The organism is Piscibacillus salipiscarius JCM 13188, assembly GCF_001311865.1.
GTDB classification, from domain to species: Bacteria; Bacillota; Bacilli; order Bacillales; family Alkalibacillaceae; genus Piscibacillus; species Piscibacillus salipiscarius.
In genome coordinates this window covers 26,503-49,688 of sequence record NZ_BBCD01000002.1, presented here as the reverse complement: position 1 = coordinate 49,688, position 23,186 = coordinate 26,503, and the positions used below count along the sequence as shown (strand labels likewise).

Here is a 23,186-nt window from a genome sequence, read left to right as displayed (position 1 = left end):
ATCTATTTATATTAAATGAAGGAGAACACTATATTTTGACGAAAATATTAGAGTAGGACATCTTGATCGGAGGTTTGAACAGCGATGGCGATAGAGTGGTTGAAAGAGTTCGGAATTGGGGTTTTATGGCTATTTGCTCAGCCTATGTTTTATTTGGCTATATTGTTTACGTTTTGGACAGGTTATATTAGGGTTAAAAATGAGAGATCTATGTTTCGGCATCGCGTGTTTCCGATAGGTGCGGAATGGACAGGTACATGGGTAACCAGTGTTGTATTTGGAGTTCTGTTATCTGCGGCAATGATCTTAACTGGATCAATGCTCAGTCTGCAATGGCTTTGGTTACTTACAGTGGTAGTCGCTTTGCTTTTGTTAATCAACCAAGTGTGGCTGTTATCACCTGTTTATACCTTGGGAATCGTTGCAATTACGATGTGGTTAATTAATACCTTTAATGTACAACTGCCTGATTGGTTGAGTTCATTAAGTAATATTAATCTCGTGTTAGTGAGTTATGTGTTAATGTTTTTATTAATCGTTGAGATTATTTTGTTTGCGACTGCTAAACGCAATCAATCATTTCCTGAATTGCAAAAAGCAAGCGTGGTAAATTTGTCGGAAGTCACTTGGTGAAACGGTTATGCGTCATTCCTGCCTTTGTTCCTGTTCCATCGGGAGCTTTAGAGTTATCACTGTTTACTTGGTGGCCAGCATTTGGCTTAAGCGATCAGTTCGGACTTGTATTATTTCCGTTTGTGATTGGAGTGTCCCAGCGTTTTAAAGGGAACTTTTCAGATATTGGCGCACGAAAAGTTGCTAGAGCCTTATCAGTTTTACTTGTTCTTCTCTTAATCGGTTCATACGGAATTTATGTATTTCCTGAGTTGAGTATATACTTAGTGTTAGCTGCCATCTTAGGTAGATTAGCCATCCATTATGTTTCATATGTATTGGACAGAGAACAATCGCCTATTTTTATACCGAAAGAAGATGGCATTGTGATTGTGGGTGTTATGCCTAATTCACCGGCAGAAGAAATGGAACTTGTCGTTGGTGAAAAAATTGAACGAATTCACGATGAGCCTATTTCAAATGAACAAGAATTTTATGAAGTGATGAGCGAACATCGTACTTTTTGTAAAATGGCAGTTCAAGATTTGTCTGGAGAAGTTCGATTTGTTCAAAGAGCCCTATATGAAGGGGAATACCATGAATTAGGATTAATCTTTGTAAAAGAAATGCCTAAATTCACGCTAAGAACAGAAGAAATAAGTTAATTGGTCAAACGCGATCATCCACTAGGGTGATTGCGTTTTTCTTTAATGTAGACCTTTCATTCACATTCTTTGCAAATTAGGCCCGACAAACTTATCCTTAAAATAGAGAAAAATATCAAAACAGAACTTTTGTTCGTGTTTTTATGTTATAATATTTGTAGTTTATATATATTGGAGATGATGTTGTGAATCAGTTTGAACTTCATTCTCAGTTTGAGCCTCAAGGAGATCAGCCAAAAGCCATTGAAAAAATTGTAAATGGCATTGAACATAACGAACGACACCAAACGTTACTCGGTGCAACGGGTACAGGGAAAACGTTTACGGTTTCAAACGTGGTTAAGGAAATAAATCGCCCAACGTTAGTGATTGCACATAACAAAACGCTAGCAGGACAGCTGTATAGTGAGTTTAAAGAGTTTTTTCCAAATAATGCGGTTGAGTATTTCGTCAGTTATTACGATTACTACCAGCCTGAAGCTTATGTCCCGCATACAGATACGTATATTGAAAAAGACGCTAGTATTAATGATGAGATTGATAAGCTAAGACACTCCGCGACGTCTTCATTATTTGAACGTAATGATGTACTAATCGTTGCAAGTGTGTCGTGTATTTATGGTTTAGGTTCGCCTCATGAGTATAAGGAGCTCGTCTTATCACTTCGTGTTGGAATGGAAAAAAGAACGCGATCAAGTGCTAAGAGATCTTGTCGATATTCAATATGCACGTAACGATATTGACTTTCAGCGTGGTACATTTAGGGTGCGAGGTGACTCAGTTGAAGTCATCCCGGCGTCGAGGGAAGAGCACTGTATTCGTATAGAGTTTTTGGAGATGAAATTGACCGAATTCGTGAAGTGGATGCTTTAACAGGAGAAATTATAGGTGACCGTGAACACGTTGCTATTTTCCCAGCATCCCACTTCGTCACGCGTGAAGAAAAAATGAAGCGCGCGATTAAAAATATCGAACAGGAGCTTCAAGAGCAGTTAGAGAAGTTTAGACAGGAAGATAAGCTGTTAGAAGCACAACGCTTAGAGCAGCGTACAAATTATGATTTAGAAATGATGAACGAAATGGGCTTTTGTTCTGGGATTGAGAACTACTCAAGGCATTTATCATTTCGTGAACCTGGATCAACTCCTTACACATTATTAGATTATTTTCCAGATGACTCACTCATTGTCATTGATGAGTCACACGTCACACTACCTCAGGTTCGTGCGATGTATAACGGAGACCAAGCACGTAAAATGACGTTAGTGGATCACGGTTTCAGATTACCATCTGCGCTAGACAACCGTCCGCTTAAATTTGAAGAGTTTGAAAAGCATATTGATAATATTTTATATGTATCGGCAACACCTGGTGATTATGAACTCGAGCACTCTCCAGGGGTTATTGAACAGATTATTCGTCCGACAGGCTTGTTAGATCCGAAAATTGATGTTCGCCCAATCAAAGGCCAAATTGACGATTTAATTGGTGAAGTAAATAAACGAAAAGAGCACAATGAACGCGTCCTTGTAACCACGCTTACGATCAAAATGGCTGAGGACTTAACGAATTACTTGCAGGAAATGGGCATTAAAGTTGCTTACCTTCATTCTGAAATAAAAACTTTAGAACGTATTGAGATTATTCGTGATTTACGTCTTGGCGTTTATGATGTATTAGTTGGGATTAACCTACTACGTGAGGGACTCGATATTCCTGAAGTGTCATTAGTTGCGATTTTAGATGCTGACAAGGAAGGATTTTTACGTTCTGACAGATCGCTAGTTCAGACAATTGGGCGTGCTGCACGTAATGAAAACGGTGAAGTCATCATGTATGCCGACCGCATTACAAAGTCTATGCAATTCGCCATGGACGAGACAGATCGTCGTCGGGAGATTCAAAAGGCTTACAACGAAAAACACGGCATAACACCTAAGACGATTAATAAAGAAATTCGCGACGTAATCAAAGCAACTTATGATTCGGATGAGGAAGATAAGCTAGCCGAATACAGTAAGTTATCTAAAGATGAAAAAGCAGAAATGATTGAACGTTTAGAAGCAGAAATGAAACAAGCCGCTAAAGAGTTAGATTTTGAAAAAGCAATGGAGCTAAGAGACATCATTACAGAGCTAAAAGTGGAAGGATGATTTATTCAAATGAAGTCCATTAAGATTCAGGGGGCACGCGCCCATAATTTAAAAGATATTGATATTGAAATTCCTAAAAATAAATTAGTGGTGATGACGGGTCTTTCTGGTTCAGGTAAATCATCCCTTGCCTTTGATACGATATACGCGGAAGGTCAGCGCCGTTATGTCGAATCGTTATCTGCATATGCTCGTCAGTTTTTAGGGCAGATGGATAAGCCTGATGTCGATGCCATAGAAGGCTTATCCCCAGCAATCTCGATTGATCAGAAGACTACGAGTCGCAATCCAAGGTCAACGGTTGGTACGGTTACCGAAATTTATGATTATCTTCGTCTATTGTACGCAAGGGTTGGTCATCCAATCTGTCCAATTCATGGTGAGGAAATTTCAGCTCAAACGGTTGAGCAAATGGTTGATCGTGTGATGGAACTTGAAGAACGTACAAAACTTCAAGTTTTATCTCCAGTTATTTCAGGAAGAAAAGGTGAGCATGCGAAAGTTCTAGAGGACCTTAAAAAAGAAGGTTATATTCGTCTACGCGTAGATGGCGAAATGCGTGAGATTAGTGAAGAAATTAACTTAGATAAAAATAAAAAACATACCATTGAAGTTGTAGTGGACCGCATTATTGTCAAAGAGGGTGTGGAAGCCCGTTTAAGTGATTCCTTTGAAACGGCTTTAAAATTAAGTGATGGTCAGGCGATCGTTGATATTATTGATGGTGATGAACTATTATTTAACGAAAAACTTTGCATGTCCGAAGTGTGGATTTACAATTGGCGAGTTAGAACCAAGACTATTTTCGTTTAATAGTCCTTTTGGTGCTTGTCCAACCTGTGACGGACTTGGTTCACACTTAGAGGTTGACTTAGATTTAGTCATTCCCGATTGGGACTTAACACTAAATCAACATGCTATTGCGCCTTGGAAGCCCGTGTCGTCCAATTATTATCCATCACTCCTTAAGAGTGTTTGTGATCATTACGGGATTGATATGGATACACCTATAAAAAATCTACCTAAGAAACAGTTAGATAAAATTCTTTACGGAAGCGGAAAAGACCGTATTTTATTCAAATATGAGGGCAGAAGAGGTCAGGTTCGTGAAAACGAGATATACTTTGAAGGCGTCGTTTCTAATGTGTCTAGACGTTACCATGAAACCGTATCTAGCTATGTGCGTGAACAAATGGAGAAATATATGGCACAAAAAGAATGTCCGACGTGTGAAGGCTATCGCTTATCTGAAGAAGCGTTATCCGTTAAGGTCAACGGCATTCATATTGGTCAGCTAACTGAAAAATCAGTTGCACATGCATTGGATTGGATTGAATCGATTCAATTAAGTGAAAAAGAACAACAAATTGCTAGAATGATTGTCAAAGAAATTAATGACCGATTAACCTTTTTAGTTAATGTGGGTCTAAATTATTTAACACTTTCTCGCTCTGCCGGTACGTTATCAGGTGGGGAAGCTCAGCGAATCAGGCTCGCTACTCAAATTGGCTCAGCTTTAACAGGCGTGCTTTATGTATTAGATGAGCCTTCAATTGGCTTACACCAACGTGATAATGACCGGTTAATCTCTACGTTAAAACGAATGAGAGATTTAGATAATACGCTCATTGTCGTTGAGCATGATGAAGATACGATGTTAGCTGCCGATTACCTTGTTGACATTGGTCCTGGAGCAGGGGCTCAAGGCGGAGAAATTGTGGCTAGTGGGACACCACAACAAGTAATGGAGCATGAACAATCATTAACAGGGCAATACTTAAGCGGGAAACAATTTATCCCACTTCCAATTAAACGACGTAAAGTTATTAAGAAACGCACTTTAAAGATTAAGAAAGCAGAAGAAAATAACTTGAAAATGTCGATGTGACAGTACCTTTAGGTGTTATGTCTGTTGTAACCGGCGTATCTGGATCAGGTAAAAGTACACTCATCAATGAAATTTTATATAAATCATTGTCACAGAAACTCCATCGTTCAAAAAGAAACCAGGTAAACACAAAGAAATCAGAGGCATTGATCAGCTTGAGAAGGTAATTGATATTGACCAATCACCAATTGGGCGTACACCTAGGTCGAATCCTGCTACGTATACAGGTGTCTTCGATGATATTCGTGACGTTTTTGCGCAAACAAGTGAAGCCAAAATTAGAGGCTATAATAAAGGCCGTTTTAGCTTCAATGTAAAAGGCGGACGCTGTGAAGCTTGTAAAGGTGATGGAATCATTAAAATTGAGATGCACTTTCTACCTGATGTATACGTACCATGTGAAGTTTGCCATGGTAAACGATATAATAGAGAGACGCTTGAAGTGAAATACAAAGGTAAGAACATTGCAGATGTATTAGAGATGAGAGTAGAAGAAGCACTTGAGTTCTTTGAAAACATACCTAAAATTAAGCGAAAAATTCAAACCGTTGCAGATGTTGGTCTTGGATATATTCGTCTTGGGCAACCAGCAACAACATTATCTGGTGGTGAAGCTCAGCGGGTCAAGCTTGCGAGTGAATTACACCGCCGTTCAAATGGTAAATCTTTTTATATATTAGATGAACCAACTACAGGACTCCATGTTCATGACATTTCGAGATTGCTTAACGTGCTTCAAAGATTAGTTGAAAACGGTGATACCGTATTAATTATTGAGCATAATTTAGATGTCATTAAAACGGCCGATCATATTATTGATTTAGGACCTGAAGGCGGAGAAGGTGGAGGTCAAATTATCGCAACTGGGACGCCAGAAGAGGTCTCTGAAGTAAAAGAGTCGTTTACAGGGCAATATTTAGGGCCAGTATTAGAACGTGACCGAAAACGAATGGAAGAAAGAATTTTAGAAAGCACAGCGAAATGAAAGGGGAAGCATGATGGAAGCTATTAAACTTGAAATCGTTCAAGATTATATTAATCAATTTGCCAACCAACCCGTATATGTTCACCTTGAAACAACTAACGGGGCGTATGCTAGTCACTTTAATGCAAATGCCTACAATGTTGGTGCTTATATTCGAAATGCGAGATTAACTTATAGTCAAGGTAAAATCGTTGAGCACGAAGGTTCTTATCGAGTTGGATTAAAGCATGAGATTGGCTGGATTTACGCAGAAGGCCTTACAGATTTTGAATTTAACGAAAACAATCAACTACTTATTGCAGGACATGACAAAGAAGGACGATTAATGGTCGCGCTTCAAATCAGTCCAGAGCCATTTTCGTACTAAGGAGGAACCGTAATGAATTTTGAAGAACATAATCATGTAGTGGTCATATATCCACACCCAGACGACGAATCCTTTGGGGCAGCAGGCACCATTACGAAATTCCGCAAAGCGGGTGTTCCGGTAACGTATCTATGCGGAACATTAGGGGAAATGGGACGGAACATGGGAAGTCCATTTTTCGCTAATCGTGAGACGCTTCCTCAAATTCGTAAAAAGGAATTACAGGATGCTTGTAAAGTCCTCGATATGAACTTAGAAATGCTTGGTTATCGCGATAAGACGATTGAGTTTGAACCGAGAGATGAGATGGCAGAACGGTTTAAAAATTATTTAGAGAATTTAGGGGCAACACTTGTCATCACATTTTATCCTGGGTTCGCTGTGCATCCAGACCATAATGCGATGGGTGCAGCAGCTTTTGAAGCGGTTAAAATGATGGACCCTGATCAAAGACCGACTGTTTGGGCGACAGCTTTTTCGAATGACCATGTCGAAAAGCTAGGTAAGCCTAACGTCGTTATTGACCTCATAGATTCATTTGATCAGAAGTTAGATGCAATTAAAGCCCACCGCTCTCAAGCAGAGGGAATGCTTAGTCAGTTATTAGCAAATAGCGAGTCAGATAATGAATACGAGGCAGCTCTCGAGAGATTCCGTTTTGAAGGCTTCTATGAAGTGGATATAGATCAAGTGAACTACTAATCTCCGACTCAGGTCTGAAAATAAGTTTAAACATTTCAGTCCTCTGGTTGATGGCGAACATCTTAGTATTTCATACAATTAATGTAGGATGTTCTTGAGAGGAGTATGTAAATGAGTGAAGAGCGAAATAAAATTTTAAAGCTATTAGAAGAAGGTCATATTACATCAGATGAAGCCGAAAAACTGTTAGACGCGGTTGATAAAGGTCAACACGTCAAAGAGTCTAATAGTAAAACAGATACAGATGAGGATTCATTTAAAGAGTTTAAAAAAGAATTTAGAAGTTTTAAGGACGGTTTCTTAAGTTTTATAGACGATACGATTCAGAGAATTAAGGAAGGTCCATTTGAATTTACGTTTAATCATGTGAATGTTAATCGGAGCTTTGATTTCTCTTCAGAAGGTATTAAGCAGTTCGATTTTGATTTAGTAAATAGTTCAGTTGAGTTCATTACATCCGATCAAGACCAAATCTTAGTTGAACTAAAAGGTAAAGTCTATAAAGAAGATGATCAGTATAAAGCGGAACAAACCTTTGATGAGACGTTTCAGTAGGCGTGACCAATGATGCTCTACAAATCAGTCAGGGTCAAAAGAATGTTTCAGCCGAAATTATCATACATTTACCTAAAAAGGAATATGAACAAGCTTATATTAAAACGATTAATGGGTCGATTAAATCCAGAGATTTGACGATTCACATCGCACGTCTATCTACCATTAACGGTAGTGTGCGTTTAGATGGCTATCAAGGAGATTCAGTTTACGTTGAAACAAGACATGGGTCGATTCGGTTAGATCAAGTGAAATTGTCTAAGGCAAAATTAGAGACCACAACAGGCTCAATTTATTATGATGGTCAGATCGAGCATTTAGATGCAGATATTACAACGGGCAGCCTGCGCACATATCTACGAAATTCAAATGTTAAACGGGTGGACCTTAAAACGACGACAGGTTCAGCACAATTATATTTACCTAAGTCTATCAAGGTAAGGGGCCATGCCAATACGAGTGTAGGTAGTGTGGATGTCAATATACCGAATGTCGTTGTTCAAAAAGTAGAAGATCAGATTGTTAAGAAGACGGTTCAGTTTTATAACACCTCAGATGAAGATGAATCTTATGTAGATGTTGATATAGAAGCTAAAACAGGAAGTATTAAAATAAACGGTTTTAGTTAAAGGAGTTAGGTTATGATCAAAAATTGGATCATCTCTATTGTCGTTAATACAATAGCATTACTTGCGGTAAATGAATTGTTTCAAGACGTAGAAATTGATGGTGTCACGACGGCAGTAATCGCCGCCATCATTCTCGGAATCTTAAATGCCATCGTCAAACCGATTTTAGTCGTACTCACTCTACCGATTACGATTATATCTTTAGGACTTTTCTTGTTTGTCATCAATGCTATTACACTCATGATTACTCAAGGATTGTTAGGTACGGACTTTGTTATTAATGGCTGGGGAACCGCAATTCTCGCCGCCATAATTATTACCATTCTAAACACTATACTTCAAAAGATCTTAAAGGAAGTATTAGATTGATGATTGATCCTCCTCAAATGAGGGGGATTTTTTAGTGACTCTGTATTTTATTAATTAGGGTAAAAAAGGTTGACTTTCCAGGTTAGGCCTTCCCTTTCGGCGGGCAAGACACGAGGGTGCTACTTTGAATTAGCTTCCTTGAACCCTTGACCCGAGGAATAATACCTCGAATCTGTGTTTTGTAAAGTGATAAGCGAAGGTGGCGACTCCAGGTCGGCTAAAACTGGCCGATAAATCCGAAAAAGTGGCCGATAAATCCGAAAAACTGGTCGATAAATCCGGAAAAATGACCGATAAACCCCAAAAAGTGCGCCTATAACGTCTTGTTCGACGGGAACAGCACTAGCTGAAGATCAACATAGTTTGCACCTGCGTTTTCTAATTGGGCTTTTTTAGGTTCCTCGTGCAAGACTGCAAAGAAGTATTTTGACGAAGCGAATATACTATTAAAATATATCAATTAAACCTTTTTCATGATATAGGTTTTTACGATATGATATAGTTATGAATAATGTGATATAGAAGGAGAGAGACGGATGATAAAGGTCCGTACGAAGGATTTAATTGAACGATTTGATTTAGAACTTGTCGCTGGTGAAGATGGCGTACATAGAGAAATTTTCAGCAGTGATATTTCAAGGCCAGGTATGGAGATGGCTGGTTATTTTACGCATTATCCAAAAGAACGGCTTCAGTTAATGGGAAGAACGGAGCTTTTATTTCTTTATGACTTAAAACCTGAAGAAATTGCAGACAGAATGGAGCGTTTATGTACTGATGTAACTCCAGGTATTGTCATTACACGAGGACTTGATGTGCCCAAGGCATTGATAGAAGCAGCCAACCAAGCTGGCGTTCCTGTGATGCGATCACCTTATAAAACGACTCGTGTTATTAGTCGTTTAACGACGTTTTAGAGACAAAATTCGCACCATCAACAGCTCTTCATGGAGTGTTGGTGGATGTGTATGGTGTTGGCGTGTTAATTACAGGCAAAGTGGTATCGGTAAAAGCGAAACAGCGCTTGAGCTAGTGAAGCGTGGTCATCGTTTAGTTGCCGATGATAATGTAGAAATTCGCCAGGAGGATTATGATACGTTAATCGGTAATCCGCCGAACTTAATTGAGCATTTACTCGAAATACGTGGACTTGGCATTATTAATGTGATGACGTTATTTGGGGCAGGTGCAGTACGAAATTATAAACGCATATCGTTAGTGGTCTATCTCGAAACTTGGGAAGCGAATAAACAATATGATCGTCTTGGTTTAGATGAGGATAAACTCAAGATTATGGATGTTGAGTTACCGAAAGCAACGATTCCGGTTAGACCTGGACGTAATGTATCGGTTATTATAGAGGTAGCTGCGATGAACTTCCGATTGAAACGGATGGGAGTTAACACAGCTGAGGAGTTTTCAAACCGTTTAAATGCTGTGATTGAAGATGATGTTGATAAGAAAGAAATTGAATAAAGGGGAGTAAATGATGTACTGTTCAGCAGAACCATATGATCGCGTATTTATTAATTTAGGCCCATTCCCTGTATACTGGTATGGTTTTTTAATTATGTTAGGTGCATTAACCGGGCTGATTGTTGCACAGCGTGAAGCTAAACGTTTAGGCTTACATAAAGATTTCTTTATTGATTTATTAGTTTTTGCGATTCCTGCTGCTATTATTGGGGCAAGAATGTATTATGTCATTTTTCAGTTTGAGCATTACGATTCGCTTTTAGAGATGATTGATATCCGCGAAGGTGGCCTAGCGATTCATGGTGCATTAATTGCATCAGTATTAGTTGCGTATCTTTATACGAAGAAGAAAAATGTGTCATTTTGGAAAGTGGTAGACATTGCAGCGCCTAGCCTTTTAATTGGTCAGATGTTAGGTCGCTGGGGGAACTTCATGAATCAGGAAGCCTATGGAGGCCCCATTTCTGAGTCAACTTATCAAAGCTTCCATCAATACTTGCCTGATTTCATCATGAATCAGATGTGTGTCGATGGCGTATATCATCACCCGACGTTATATGAGTCGGTTTGGAGTATGTTAGGCATCATTTTATTACTTGTTTTAAGATATAAAGTGAACCCGCGCCGTGGTGTGATTTTCTTATCATATGTGATGTGGTATTCATTTGGACGTTTCTTTATTGAAGCCATGAGAACAGATAGTTTATATATTGTACCTGGTTTACGTACAGCACAGGTTATTTCAATTGTACTCATCTTAGGTAGTTTAGCAGTGCTCTATTACCGCCACAAAAAAGGTTATGATGACGTGCTGTATGATGGAACTTCTCTAAAGAAACAAGGTTCTAATAGGAAGAAAAAGAAAAAATAACACAAGGGAGACGAGAACGTGAAGGGTATATTAAAAAGGGGAATTCAAAGTGGTCTGTCATTAACGTGGACTTTAGGTAAAATCATATTTCCAATTACTCTGATCGTCACAATCCTGCAGTACACACCTGTTCTTCCGTGGATTATTGACTGGATTGCGCCGCTTATGACATTACTTGGACTGCCAGGGGAAGCGGCCGTCCCGTTAGTGTTAGGTAATGCACTCAACTTGTATGCTGGAATTGGAGCGATCGTCAGTTTTGATTTTACGGTAAAAGAAGTGTTTATTTTAGCGCTCATGCTATCGTTTTCACATAATTTATTTATTGAATCTGCTGTTGCATCTAAAGTCGGTGTGAAATTTTGGATTATTATTGCGGTCAGAGTTGGTCTAGCTGTTGTTTCAGCAGTACTTGTGAATTTATTTTGGCAAGGCGGGAAGGAGATGGCTCAGTACGGTCTGATCTCAAATGAAGGCCCTGAACCGACAGGCTGGGGTGAGATTGTGCTAACCGGTCTTGAAACCGCTGCGTTATCCATCGTTCAGTTGGCTGCTATTGTCATTCCGTTAATGATTGTTATGCAATATTTAAGAGAACATAAATGGATGGACTGGATGTCGCAAAAGATGGCTCCATTTACAAAAATGTTAGGCGTCAAAGAAAACGCATCCATGACTCTCGTTGCCGGTCTAACTATCGGTCTTGCGTATGGTGCAGGGCTTATGATTCAAGCCGTTAAAGAGGATGGTGTGTCTAGAAAAGATATGACGTTAGTCTTAATTTTCTTAGTCACATGTCACTCCGTTGTCGAAGATACGTTGGTCTTTGTCCCATTAGGAATACCGGTTTTACCGTTATTAATTATACGTCTAACGACAGCCGTTATTTTAACCGCAACCATTGCTTATATTTGGAACAAAGCTGAAAAGAATAAGAAAAAAGACACCAGAAAGGATGCAGTCACACATGAGCATACGTACGATTCTATTTGATTTAGATGGGACTTTAATTGATACGAACGAGCTGATTGTTGAATCATTTAAACATACATTTAAAGAGCATTTAAATAAGGATTACTCTAGAGAGGATATTCTTCAGTTTATTGGCCCACCGCTTCGTGATTCGTTTGAAAAAGTAAAGCCCGATGAAGTGGAAGAAATGGTGACAACCTATCGCAAACATAATTTATCGAACCACGATCTGTATGTAAAAAGCTATGACGGTGTGTTTGAAACCATACAAGCATTACACGAAAAGGGATACCAGATGGCGATTGTCACAACGAAAATTCGTGAGACAGCGTTAAAGGGTCTTGAGTTAACGCATTTGGATCAATTTTTCGATGTGGTTATTGGCTTAGATGATGTTGAAAACGCAAAGCCTGATCCTGAACCTGTTTTAAAAGGGATGAAGGCTTTAGAAGGAAATCCAGAGTCAACTATTATGATCGGTGATAATTCCCATGACATTCATGCTGGGCAAAACGCTGGAACGAAAACAGCAGGTGTGGCCTGGTCTGCAAAGGGGAAAGATTTTATAGAATCATTGAATCCTGATTATGTGTTAGACCATATTTCAGATTTACTTAAGATTGTTGAGGAGTGACATACATGCGCAAGACGAATCGTTATAGAGTAACGGAAAGTAATTCACTTTGGCAAATCTATAAAACGGTTCCGTTTTTTAAGGTTTGTAAAAACTTTATCGTCATTCAGCTAGGCCGTTATTCGCCGTCGCTTAAGCTGAAAAACTGGCTCTATCGAACGTTCTTGCGCATGAAAATTGGTGAATCGACAGCGCTTGCTTTAATGGTGATGCCTGATGTCATGTTTCCTGAAAAAATCTCGATTGGCCGCAATTCAATCGTTGGTTATAATACGACGATATTAGCTCATGAGTATTTAATAGAAGAATACCGCTTAGGTGATGTCGTAATTGGTGATGAAGCAATGATTGGGGCTAATTCTACTATTTTACCAGGTGTCACGATTGGTGATGGGGCTATTGTGTCAGCTGGCACTTTAGTTCATGAAGACGTGCCTGCAGGGTGTTTTGTTGGCGGAAATCCAATGAAACTCATTTATACGAAAGAAGAGATGGACAAGCGGCAATTACAACAGAAATAATTTAATGACGGATGACGTATACTTCCTAGAAGAAGGGCTTTTGGAGTATACGTTTTTCATATTTATAAAAGGGAAAAATATAACTAATAGCTCAAGGGAGGAATCGGGATGGAGCAGTATATTTTATCGCTTGATCAAGGAACCACAAGTTCAAGGGCGATTTTATTTAACAAAGATGGAGAAATGATGAAAGTTGCTCAGCAGGAATTTAAACAATATTTTCCGAAGCCAGGTTGGGTGGAACATGATGCGAACGAGATCTGGACATCGACTCAGTTTTGTATGTCAGAGGTTTTAAGAAAGGCAGACCTTGAACCTGGTCAAATTGCCGGAATAGGGATTACCAATCAGCGCGAAACAACCGTCGTTTGGGATCGTCACACAGGACGCCCGATACATAAAGCGGTTGTCTGGCAATCAAGACAAACGGAAGATATTTGTGAATCACTTAAAAAAGAAGGTCACGAAGCTCTTTTTAGAGAGAAAACAGGATTGTTATTAGATCCGTATTTTTCTGGTACAAAGGTGAAATGGATATTAGATCATGTTGAGGGTGCAAGAGAGAAAGCAGAAAATGGCGACCTTCTGTTTGGCACGATTGATACATGGTTAATTTATAAATTAACAGGCGGAAAGGTTCACGTCACTGATTATTCAAACGCCTCGCGTACACTTATGTATAACATTCATGAGCTTAAATGGGATGATGAACTGTTAGACATTTTGGGTGTCCCAAAAAGCATGCTGCCTGAGGTACGTCCATCATCTGAAGTGTATGGACAAACAGCGGAATATCAGTTTCAGGGTTATGAGGTGCCGATTGCGGGAGCTTGTGGCGACCAGCAGTCAGCTTTATTTGGGCAAGCATGTTTTGAAAAAGGTATGGCTAAAAATACTTATGGCACTGGCTGCTTCATGCTGATGAACACGGGTAAAGAAGCGGTTAAGTCAGAGCATGGCTTACTGACAACATTAGCATGGGGAGTCGATGGTGAGATACACTACGCGCTAGAAGGAAGTATTTTTGTTGCGGGCTCTGCTATTCAGTGGCTACGTGATGGCCTTCGGATGTTTAAATCGGCAAAAGATAGCGAAATGTATGCGAAGCGTGTTGAATCCACTGACGGTGTTTATGTGGTGCCAGCTTTTGTTGGTTTAGGTACGCCTTATTGGGATAGCCATGCTCGAGGATCTGTGTTTGGACTTACTCGTGGAACGGAAAAAGAACACTTCATTCGTGCCACATTAGAATCTCTTGCTTATCAAACAAAAGATGTCGTCAATGCGATGATTGAAGATGCGGGACTGAAACTGAAAACATTACGCGTTGACGGAGGGGCTGTACAAAACGATTTTCTTATGCAATTTCAAAGTGACATTTTAAATGCTAATGTCGAACGCCCAGTTGTAAATGAAACGACGGCACTAGGCGCAGCTTATTTGGCAGGACTTGCGGTTGGCTTTTGGGAAAATAAAGATGAGATTGCCAACCAGTGGAAGACAGACCGAGTATTTGAACCTAAGATGAGCGAAGAAGATCGGCAGGAGAAATATGATGGCTGGAAGCGAGCGGTGAAAGCGACACAGGCATTTACATCGTAGAAAGGGTGTTTAAAATTGACTTCAATGTCGAATAAATTTCGTCAAAACAACAAAGAAGCGTTGCAAAAAGAATATGATCTAATCGTGATTGGAGGCGGGATCACGGGTGCAGGGATTGCACTTGATGCGATTACCCGCGGGCTGTCAGTTATCGTGTTAGAAATGCAGGATTACGCTGCTGGTACGTCTAGCCGGTCGACGAAGCTTGTACACGGTGGTCTGCGCTATTTAAAAAACTTTGAAGTGAAAATGGTCGCAGAAGTCGGGAAAGAACGTGAGATTGTCTATGAGAATGGCCCGCACGTGACAACGCCAGAGTGGATGATGCTCCCGTTTTATGAAAAAGGAACGTTTGGACCATTTACGACGAATGTTGGTCTTCGTGTCTATGACTTTTTAGCAGGCGTGAAAAAAGATGAGCGCCGCCAGATGTTATCTACCGAAGAGACGATAGATCGCGAACCTTTATTAAAACGAGAGGGCCTTAAAGGTAGTGGTTACTACGTTGAATATAAAACGGGCGATGCACGTTTGACATTAGAAGTTTTAAAAAAAGCGGTTGAAAAAGGTGCGAAAGCTTTTAATTACATGAAAGTAGAGCAGCTTTTATACAATGATGGTCAAGTGATTGGCGTTAAGGCGCACGATTTAACTGATGGCGAAGTGCATCATGTATACGGTAAGAAAGTCGTTAACGCGACGGGGCCATGGGTTGACCAAATCAGATCCATGGATCATGTTGAAAAGGATAAATATTTATTTCATACAAAAGGCGTTCATTTAGTATTTGACCATACCAAATTTCCACTACAGCAAGCGGTTTATTTTGATACACCTGATGGCCGGATGGTTTTTGCGATTCCGCGCGATGGAAAAACTACGTGGGAACTACGGACACACCTTTTGAAGGTGACCTGACCAATCCAACTGTGAATAAGGATGACCGAATCTACCTGTTAGAAACCATTCACGAGATGTTCCCGAATTTAAAATTACTTGAGGAAGATATTGAATCAACCTGGTCAGGTGTTCGGCCGCTTATTCATGAGGAAGGCAAGAACCCTTCTGAAATTTCGCGTAAGGATGAAATATTCATCTCAGACTCTGGATTAATGTCAATTGCAGGAGGGAAACTAACAGGCTATCGCAAAATGGCGGAAGAGATCGTTGACTTAGTGGTGAACCAACTAGAAGTAGATGCTCCAAAATCACAAACGAAGCATCTTCCAATTAGCGGCGGTGATGTGAACGGGTCTAAAGGTTTTGAATCGTATGCCCTACTTTCCATTTATGAAGGGCAGAAATTAGGACTAAATGAAGCGGATGCTAAAATGCTCGTCCACCGTTACGGTTCGAATGTTCAGAAGGTGTTTTACTATTACGAACAGGCACCTAGTGATTTAAAGCTAACTAAAGAGGTTTACGCTGAGCTCATGTACTCGCTTGAATATGAGCAAGTGTATAAACCGGTCGACTTTTTCGTACGTCGTACAGGAGCTCTGTTTTTTAATATTGGATGGGTTGAGGCACATCAAAAAGAAGTGATTAATTTCATGAAGACTTATTTTGGTTGGTCAGATCAAAAAGTTAAAGAGTATTCAAGTGAACTGGTGACCGCACTCCAACAAGCTAAAAAGCTGTCCCACAGGCATAAGCCTGTGGGTTTTTCTTCCCTGATAAGTTTGGGACTGTAATTATAGTTAGTAGTTGAAATACAACGAAGACTTTAGTGGGAATAGCGAGGCTAACGAGACCGCACAGAACGGAATGAAAATGAAGTTCGAGGAGGCTCGTAGACAGCCCGCGGAAAGCGAAGTGTATTTCAACTGCGATTTTATTCATCATATTACAGAAAATTCCGCAAAATACGTCAAACTTCTACAATTATGCTATACTTGTTATGCAAACTTTGTTCGGGAGGCCTTTATGCAAATTACAGATTCGAAAGTCTTACCTTATCGTCATGAAGGTGATTTTTATTTTTCATATGGGGGTTAAAGCGTTTCAGCAAAAACGATTCGATAAGGCTGAGAAGTGGTTCAAGAAGGCGTTAGAGCTTAAGCCAAAGCATCCACTTTATTTATCTCAGTTGTCGGTGCTATATACTGAGATTGGTCAGTACCATCAAGCGAATGATTTACTTCAAGAATTGGTGAATCATCATGGACAAGCTTATCCGGACTGTTTTTATTTGTTAGCTAATAATTACGCGCATTTAGGTCTGTTCTATGAAGCGAAAAAGTATGGAAATCAGTACTTAGAGCTCGAGGAAGACGGTGACTTCAAAGATGAGGTCGTTCGTTTATTAGGGATGCTTGATCAGCTTTCGGCTGAGGAGTATGAGGAAGATGATTTTGATATCGATTCGATGGACGAGATTATGATTCACCAGGAGACAGCTTTTTATCACCTAGAGCATGAAGAGTGGGATGAAGCGATTGAAATCTTAGAAGAAATGATGACGGTTTATCCTGAGTATTTTTCGGCTAAACATGAATATGCTTATGCTCTTTTTAGAAAAGGTGATCAGGAAGAAGCAATCACCCTAGAAGAAGCGTGGTTCAATCAAGATCCTTCAAATCTTCATAGCCGGCTTAATCTTGTTTATTTTTATTATGAATATGGAAAAATTAGCGAATTTAATGAATTGTTACCAACATTATTTAACGTATATCCAGCGTATGAACCGCAGAAATTAAAAGTAGCTATGACGTTTGCTCGTGTTAATGAGAATGAAGAATCACTAAGACGTTTTCAGCAAGTGAGCAGGCATCACGTTTCAAATTATTTAAGCTATTATTATTGGTATGCGAAAGTTTTAGATGCTAATGGCATGTGCGAGAAAAGTGAACAGATTTGGAAAGAGGGAATTAATAAACATCCGTCTTTGCAGTCTTTTAGCTAAATACGGTTAAGGGTATAAGCAAAACGTTTTGTCGAAGGCTAACAGTTTTAATATGATATAGAAAGAAGTAGAAAAGGAGTTGAGGTCATGACGGAAGAACGAATTTATGATGTCATCATTGCAGGCGCAGGTCCTGCTGGATTAACGGCTGCCGTTTACACATCACGTGCCGACTTAGATACATTAATGTTAGAGCGCGGTGTTCCAGGCGGACAGATGGTCAACACTGAAGATGTCGAGAACTATCCTGGCTATGATCATATTCTTGGCCCGGATTTATCAAATAAATGTTTGAGCATGCGCAAAAATTGGTGCTGAATATGCCTTTGGTGATATTAAAGAAATTAAGGACGGAAAAGAATATAAAACCGTGATTGCTGGAAATAAAGAATATAAAGCTCGTGCGGTTATTTTAGCAACTGGTGCCGAATACAAAAATTAGGTGTTCCAGGTGAGGAAGAATACAGTGGCCGAGGCGTTTCTTATTGTGCGGTATGTGACGGTGCATTCTTCCGAGGTAAAGACTTATTCGTTGTTGGTGGAGGCGACTCTGCAGTAGAAGAAGGTGTTTATTTAACTCGCTTTGCAAGTAAAGTGACGATTATACACCGCCGCGATGAACTTCGCGCTCAGAAAATCCTACAGCAACGTGCGTTTGACAACGATAAAATTGATTTTAAATGGAACACTGAACTTAAAGAAATTAAAGAAAAAGACGGAAAAGTCGGAAGTGCAGTTCTTTATAACAACGAATCAGACGAGACGTATGAGGAAGATATTGAAGGTGTCTTCATTTATATTGGTATGATTCCTTTAAATCAAGCCTTCACCGACCTTGGAATTACAACTGAAGAAGGCTATGTAAAAACGAATGAAAATATGGAAACAGAAGTTCCTGGCATTTTTGCAGCTGGAGATATTCGTGATAAAGAGCTTCGCCAAATTGTAACAGCAACAGGCGATGGCAGTATCGCAGCTCAGTCTGCACAGCATTATATTGAGAACTTATTAGAAGAATTAAAGGTTGAACAGTAATCGTAATAGCTTTTTAATTCATGTGTAACACGGATGAAACAATGATACGTTACAATAGGGTTAATTAATTGACCCCCTTTATTAACTATAGATTAGTTAGCGCACAGGTTGGAATTGGCCTGTGTGTTTTTTTGTGCAAAAAATATACAAGCCATTGGATTCCGTTCTCTGTTTTTACAAGCCTTAAAGATGTATAATAAACTTAGAGATCTTAAGGGAGTGAACGTGATGCAACGTGTTACCAATGCTGTGTATATTCATGATAGTAAGATCCTAATGTTAAAAAAGCCAAGACGTAACTGGTATGTAGCTCCTGGAGGCAAGATGGAGCTAGGTGAAAGTATCACACGTGCGGTTAAACGTGAATATAAAGAGGAGACGGGTCTAAGTCTTTTAAATCCACGGTTATCAAGCGTATTTACATTTGTGATGGATGAGAAAGAGGAATGGATGATGTTCACTTATGTATCTCATCAAGCCGATGGTAATGTGCTAGATCATACACCAGAGGGTGTGCTTGAGTGGATTTCAGTTAACGACGTGCTTAGATTACCAATGGCAGAAGGTGACCGGACAATTATTAAGCATGCCATTAATCATCCTGAATATGTTTTAACAGGTACGTTTTATTATACAGACGATTTTAATTTACAAAAACAAATTATAGATGACCAAAAAGATTTACTAGTGTAAAAAGCGAGAGGGGTGGCGTCATGCAAGAGCAAAGTAAAGTAGAGCTTGTCATTATAACAGGCATGTCTGGGGCAGGAAAAACGGTCGCAATTCAAAGCTTTGAAGATATGGGGTATTTCTGTGTCGATAATTTGCCTCCGACATTACTGCCTAAGTTTTTAGAACTGATGAAAGAGCATCCAGAGGAAAACAAAAAGCTTGCTGTCGTTATGGATTTGCGTGGTCGTGAATTTTTTGATAGTTTGTATGAAACGTTAGATCAACTAGCGACTGAGACGTGGATTCAAGAGCATGTGTTATTTTTAGATGCTTTAAATGAACAGCTCGTTAAACGTTATAAAGAGTCAAGACGATCGCATCCATTAGCGCCAGATGGTCTTCCGCTTTCAGGAATTGAACAGGAGAGGCAAATTTAGATGAGCTCAAAGGCAGGGCGCAGAAGATCATTGATACAACGGGACTATCAGCTCGCGAGCTTCGTGAAAAAATTTTAAAGAACTATTCAGAGAAAAAAACAACAAATCTTCTCGGTTCAAGTTGTTTCCTTTGGGTTTAAGCATGGCGTACCGATTGATGCTGATATCATGTTTGATGTTCGCTTTTTACCAAACCCGCATTATGTCGAATCCATGAGAGACCTCACTGGGTTAAATCAAGAGGTTAATGCGTATGTATTTAAATGGAAAGAGACAAGGCAATTTGTTAGAAAACTTCAAGATTTACTCGAGTTTATGCTACCTCATTATCACAGGGAAGGTAAAAGTCAGCTTGTTATTGCCATTGGTTGTACTGGAGGTCAACACCGCTCAGTAGCAATCGCTGAGAAACTTGGAGAGATTATTAATCATCAGTATACAGCGCATGTCTATCACCGAGATATAGATAAAAAGGGGAAGAAAAAGTAATATGACGAATGTAAATGGACCTAAGGTGGTCGTCATCGGTGGAGGAACCGGACTACCTGTATTATTAAGGGGATTAAGAAAGTATCCTATCAATTTATCCGCGATTGTAACGGTGTTTGATGATGGCGGAAGCACGGGTAGGTTGCGTGAAGATTTATCGATTCCTGCTCCAGGGGATATTCGTAAAGTGATCGCCTCGATGTCAGATGTGGAACCTACGTTGTTAGAGTTATTTCAACACCGTTTTGAAAATGGAAATGGTATTTCTGGTCATTCTTTGGGGAACCTAATTTTAGCAGGTATGACATCAATTACTGGTGATTTCTATAAAGGAATTAAAGAGATTTCCAGGGTGTTTAATGTTAAAGGCCGTATTTACCCAATCGCGAATGAGAATATGTACTTGAAGGCTGAATTTGAAGATGGTACAGTCATTCGCGGAGAGTCTAATATTCCTAAGGCTGGAAAGCGGATTAAGCGTGTGTTTTATGACCCACCCAAAATTGAACCTTTACCAGAAGCTGTCCAGGCAATTCAGCGTGCTGAGATGATTGTGGTTGCACCCGGAAGTCTTTATACGAGTATTATTCCTAATTTAATTGCACCTGAAATCAAACAGGCACTTCTAAAAGCAAAAGCCAAGAAATATTATATATGTAACATCATGACGCAGTTTGGTGAGACAGAGGGCTACACGGCTTCTCATCATATTAAGGCACTTCACGATCATGTTGGTGAGTCTTTTATTGATGAAGTAGTGGTTCACGGTGAAAGCATTTCGCCTGTTATAAAAGAAGGGTATGCTAAAGAAAAGGCAGAACCTGTCATCTGTGACGAAAAACCACTTAACGAGCTTGGCGTACAGGTGCTAAAAGGAGATATTGCAAGTCTCCATGAAGATGGCACGTTAAAACATGATGAGCAAAAGATCGCAAAACTTCTTTATAACTTGTTATAATAGAGAGTAAGCTAAGAACAGTTGAAGTTAGAAATGAGGGGAATACCATGTCATTCGCATCAGATACCAAAAAGAATTAACCAACATCGAGAGCGATGACTGTTGTAAATGGGCAGAATTAGCTGCGTTAATACGGATGAACGGATCCTTATCCTTCTCAAACAGGCAGTATATTTTAGATGTCCAAACTGAAAATGCTGCGATCGCAAGACGAATTTACTCGCTTATTAAACATATGTACGACGTTCCAATTGAGCTATTGGTACGTAAAAAAAAAATGCGTCTTAAAAAGAACAACATTTACATTGTAAGAATGTATGAAGAAGTTAAAAACTTGCTTACTAACCTTGAAATATTAGAGGGCACATTTTCAATTAATCGTGAAGTATCTAATTCGTTTATTCAAAAGGAATGTTGTAAAAAAGCTTATTTAAGAGGAGCATTTTTAGCGGGTGGTTCGGTTAATAACCCTGAAACGTCATCTTACCACTTAGAAATTTATTCGTTTTATGAAGAGCATAATGATACGCTTTGTAGACTATTAAATTATTTTGATTTGAATGCGAAGACGCACGAGCGTAAAAAAGGCTTTATTTGTTATATTAAAGAGGCTGAGAAGATTACCGAGTTTTTAATATTAATCGGTGCGCATCAAGCGTTATTGAAATTTGAAGATGTTCGGATAATGCGCGATATGCGTAATTCAGTAAACCGCTTAGTGAACTGCGAAACAGCCAACCTTAATAAAACGATTGGTGCGGCATTCAGGCAAGTCGAGAACATCCGTTATATTGAAAAAACAGTTGGGCTAGAAGCATTACCTGAAAAACTCCGTGAAGTCGCTGAACTTAGGGTTGCTCATCAAGACGTGACGCTAAAAGAACTTGGCGAATTATCTAAACATGGTAAAATTAGTAAATCAGGGATCAATCACCGTCTTAGAAAGATTGATGAGTATGCAGAAAAACTCCGTAAAGGGGAATTATTAGAAAACTAAGGTAAGTTGACTTTTTATTTCTAATTTTTCATGCTATAATATATGAAATTTCATTGAAGCGCTTTTATACAGATTATATATAGAGAGGAGTAGCTGAATTTGGTTGAAAAGGAATTATCAGTTCAGTTAGAGACTGGCTTACAAGCAAGGCCGGCTGCTAAATTTGTTCAAGAGGCAAACCGTTTTTCATCAGATGTATTTTTAGAGAAGGACGGTAAGCGAGTTAATGCGAAAAGTATTATGGGTGTTATGAGTCTTGCGATTGGATCAAACGAGGTCGTTAAGATTCAAGCAGAAGGCCCTGATGAAGAAGAAGCGATGGAATCATTAATTAATTTTATTGAAACTGAAGAGTAAGACAAGGCGCTTGGATTAATTCCAAGCGTTTTTTTATGTGCGGAATTAAATGAATATTAAATAATCTACTACTTCATAGTATCAATGATAGTTGACATACACGTAGACTCCAGCAGGAAGAGCGAGGCTAGCGAGACCCCGCAGATCAAAACAAAGTGGAGATCGAGGAGGTTCTCAGACCGCCCGCGGAAAGCGAAGTGTATGTCAACTGATATGATCTAAAATCAAATGAGCAGAGAAATTTGTCGTAATTTTTGTTTATTCTGAGTATTGTAAAATTAGACTTCTCACATATACTCAAGATAGATGTTATTTTGAAACACGATTTCAATTAT

17 protein-coding genes and 8 pseudogenes are annotated in these 23,186 nt (G+C 39.4%); all 25 read left to right on the top strand.

Annotated features, from left to right (window positions below):
• Positions 1-84 precede the first annotated feature (84 nt).
• The 25 genes and pseudogenes from JCM13188_RS01800 (at position 85) to JCM13188_RS01685 (ending at position 22,851) form a co-directional block, all read left to right on the top strand.
• The gene (locus JCM13188_RS01800; protein WP_054751705.1) at positions 85-633 is read left to right on the top strand and encodes a hypothetical protein; all 549 of its coding nucleotides are present in this window, start codon (positions 85-87) and stop codon (positions 631-633) included.
• The gene (locus JCM13188_RS01795) at positions 630-1,277 is read left to right on the top strand and encodes a hypothetical protein (RefSeq protein WP_054751703.1); all 648 of its coding nucleotides are present in this window, start codon (positions 630-632) and stop codon (positions 1,275-1,277) included. Before JCM13188_RS01800 ends, JCM13188_RS01795 begins: the two co-directional genes overlap by 4 nt.
• Positions 1,278-1,462: 185 nt before the next feature.
• Positions 1,463-2,011, top strand: coding sequence for a DEAD/DEAH box helicase family protein (locus JCM13188_RS21910; protein ID WP_369404770.1), 549 nt, complete (start codon positions 1,463-1,465; stop codon positions 2,009-2,011).
• Positions 1,914-3,178, top strand: a pseudogene (locus tag JCM13188_RS21905) (helicase-related protein); the annotation flags it as partial. The gene JCM13188_RS21910 and the pseudogene JCM13188_RS21905, both read left to right, overlap by 98 nt.
• Positions 3,179-3,325: 147 nt before the next feature.
• A pseudogene (locus JCM13188_RS21900) lies at positions 3,326-3,430 on the top strand (UvrB/UvrC motif-containing protein); the annotation flags it as partial.
• Between the two features lie 9 nt (positions 3,431-3,439).
• Positions 3,440-6,303, top strand: a pseudogene (gene uvrA / locus JCM13188_RS01785) (excinuclease ABC subunit UvrA).
• 13 nt (positions 6,304-6,316) lie between these two features.
• On the top strand, positions 6,317-6,670 hold the full coding sequence (locus JCM13188_RS01780; RefSeq protein WP_054751701.1) for a YojF family protein: 354 nt from the start codon (positions 6,317-6,319) through the stop codon (positions 6,668-6,670).
• A gap of 12 nt (positions 6,671-6,682) precedes the next feature.
• A complete protein-coding gene (gene bshB2, locus JCM13188_RS01775; protein WP_054751699.1) occupies positions 6,683-7,372 on the top strand; it encodes a bacillithiol biosynthesis deacetylase BshB2 in 690 nt (229 codons plus the stop codon).
• 111 nt (positions 7,373-7,483) lie between these two features.
• The gene (locus JCM13188_RS01770) at positions 7,484-7,927 is read left to right on the top strand and encodes an SHOCT-like domain-containing protein (RefSeq protein ID WP_054751696.1); all 444 of its coding nucleotides are present in this window, start codon (positions 7,484-7,486) and stop codon (positions 7,925-7,927) included.
• A 2-nt stretch (positions 7,928-7,929) separates the two neighbouring features.
• Entirely contained in the window at positions 7,930-8,556 is a 627-nt protein-coding gene (locus tag JCM13188_RS01765; protein WP_054751695.1) for a DUF4097 family beta strand repeat-containing protein, read from the top strand.
• Positions 8,557-8,568: 12 nt separating this feature from the next.
• A complete protein-coding gene (locus tag JCM13188_RS01760) occupies positions 8,569-8,925 on the top strand; it encodes a phage holin family protein (RefSeq protein ID WP_054751692.1) in 357 nt (118 codons plus the stop codon).
• 536 nt (positions 8,926-9,461) lie between these two features.
• A pseudogene (gene hprK, locus JCM13188_RS01755) lies at positions 9,462-10,401 on the top strand (HPr(Ser) kinase/phosphatase).
• A 13-nt stretch (positions 10,402-10,414) separates the two neighbouring features.
• Entirely contained in the window at positions 10,415-11,272 is an 858-nt protein-coding gene (gene lgt, locus JCM13188_RS01750; protein WP_054751691.1) for a prolipoprotein diacylglyceryl transferase, read from the top strand.
• An 18-nt stretch (positions 11,273-11,290) separates the two neighbouring features.
• Positions 11,291-12,265 (top strand): nucleoside recognition domain-containing protein, encoded by a 975-nt coding sequence (locus tag JCM13188_RS01745; protein ID WP_054751689.1) that lies wholly within the window; start codon positions 11,291-11,293, stop codon positions 12,263-12,265.
• Positions 12,240-12,878, top strand: coding sequence for a pyrophosphatase PpaX (gene ppaX / locus JCM13188_RS01740; RefSeq protein WP_054751687.1), 639 nt, complete (start codon positions 12,240-12,242; stop codon positions 12,876-12,878). Before JCM13188_RS01745 ends, ppaX begins: the two co-directional genes overlap by 26 nt.
• A gap of 5 nt (positions 12,879-12,883) precedes the next feature.
• Entirely contained in the window at positions 12,884-13,399 is a 516-nt protein-coding gene (locus JCM13188_RS01735) for an acyltransferase (protein ID WP_054751685.1), read from the top strand.
• 108 nt (positions 13,400-13,507) lie between these two features.
• Positions 13,508-15,001: a glycerol kinase GlpK gene (gene glpK, locus JCM13188_RS01730; protein WP_054751683.1), complete on the top strand. Its 1,494-nt coding sequence runs from the start codon at positions 13,508-13,510 to the stop codon at positions 14,999-15,001.
• 24 nt (positions 15,002-15,025) lie between these two features.
• Positions 15,026-16,695 (top strand): annotated as a pseudogene (locus tag JCM13188_RS01725) (glycerol-3-phosphate dehydrogenase/oxidase).
• Between the two features lie 293 nt (positions 16,696-16,988).
• Entirely contained in the window at positions 16,989-17,906 is a 918-nt protein-coding gene (locus JCM13188_RS01715; protein WP_054751679.1) for a tetratricopeptide repeat protein, read from the top strand.
• A gap of 87 nt (positions 17,907-17,993) precedes the next feature.
• Positions 17,994-18,941: pseudogene (gene trxB / locus JCM13188_RS01710) on the top strand (thioredoxin-disulfide reductase).
• 228 nt (positions 18,942-19,169) lie between these two features.
• The gene (locus JCM13188_RS01705) at positions 19,170-19,634 is read left to right on the top strand and encodes an NUDIX hydrolase (RefSeq protein ID WP_054751677.1); all 465 of its coding nucleotides are present in this window, start codon (positions 19,170-19,172) and stop codon (positions 19,632-19,634) included.
• 20 nt (positions 19,635-19,654) lie between these two features.
• A pseudogene (gene rapZ, locus JCM13188_RS01700) lies at positions 19,655-20,539 on the top strand (RNase adapter RapZ).
• 1 nt (position 20,540) lies between these two features.
• Positions 20,541-21,497, top strand: a complete 957-nt coding sequence (gene mgfK, locus JCM13188_RS01695; protein ID WP_054751675.1) for a gluconeogenesis morphogenetic factor MgfK — start codon at positions 20,541-20,543, stop codon at positions 21,495-21,497.
• 47 nt (positions 21,498-21,544) lie between these two features.
• A pseudogene (gene whiA, locus JCM13188_RS01690) lies at positions 21,545-22,494 on the top strand (DNA-binding protein WhiA).
• Positions 22,495-22,593: 99 nt separating this feature from the next.
• A complete protein-coding gene (locus JCM13188_RS01685) occupies positions 22,594-22,851 on the top strand; it encodes an HPr family phosphocarrier protein (protein ID WP_054751673.1) in 258 nt (85 codons plus the stop codon).
• Positions 22,852-23,186 lie beyond the last annotated feature (335 nt).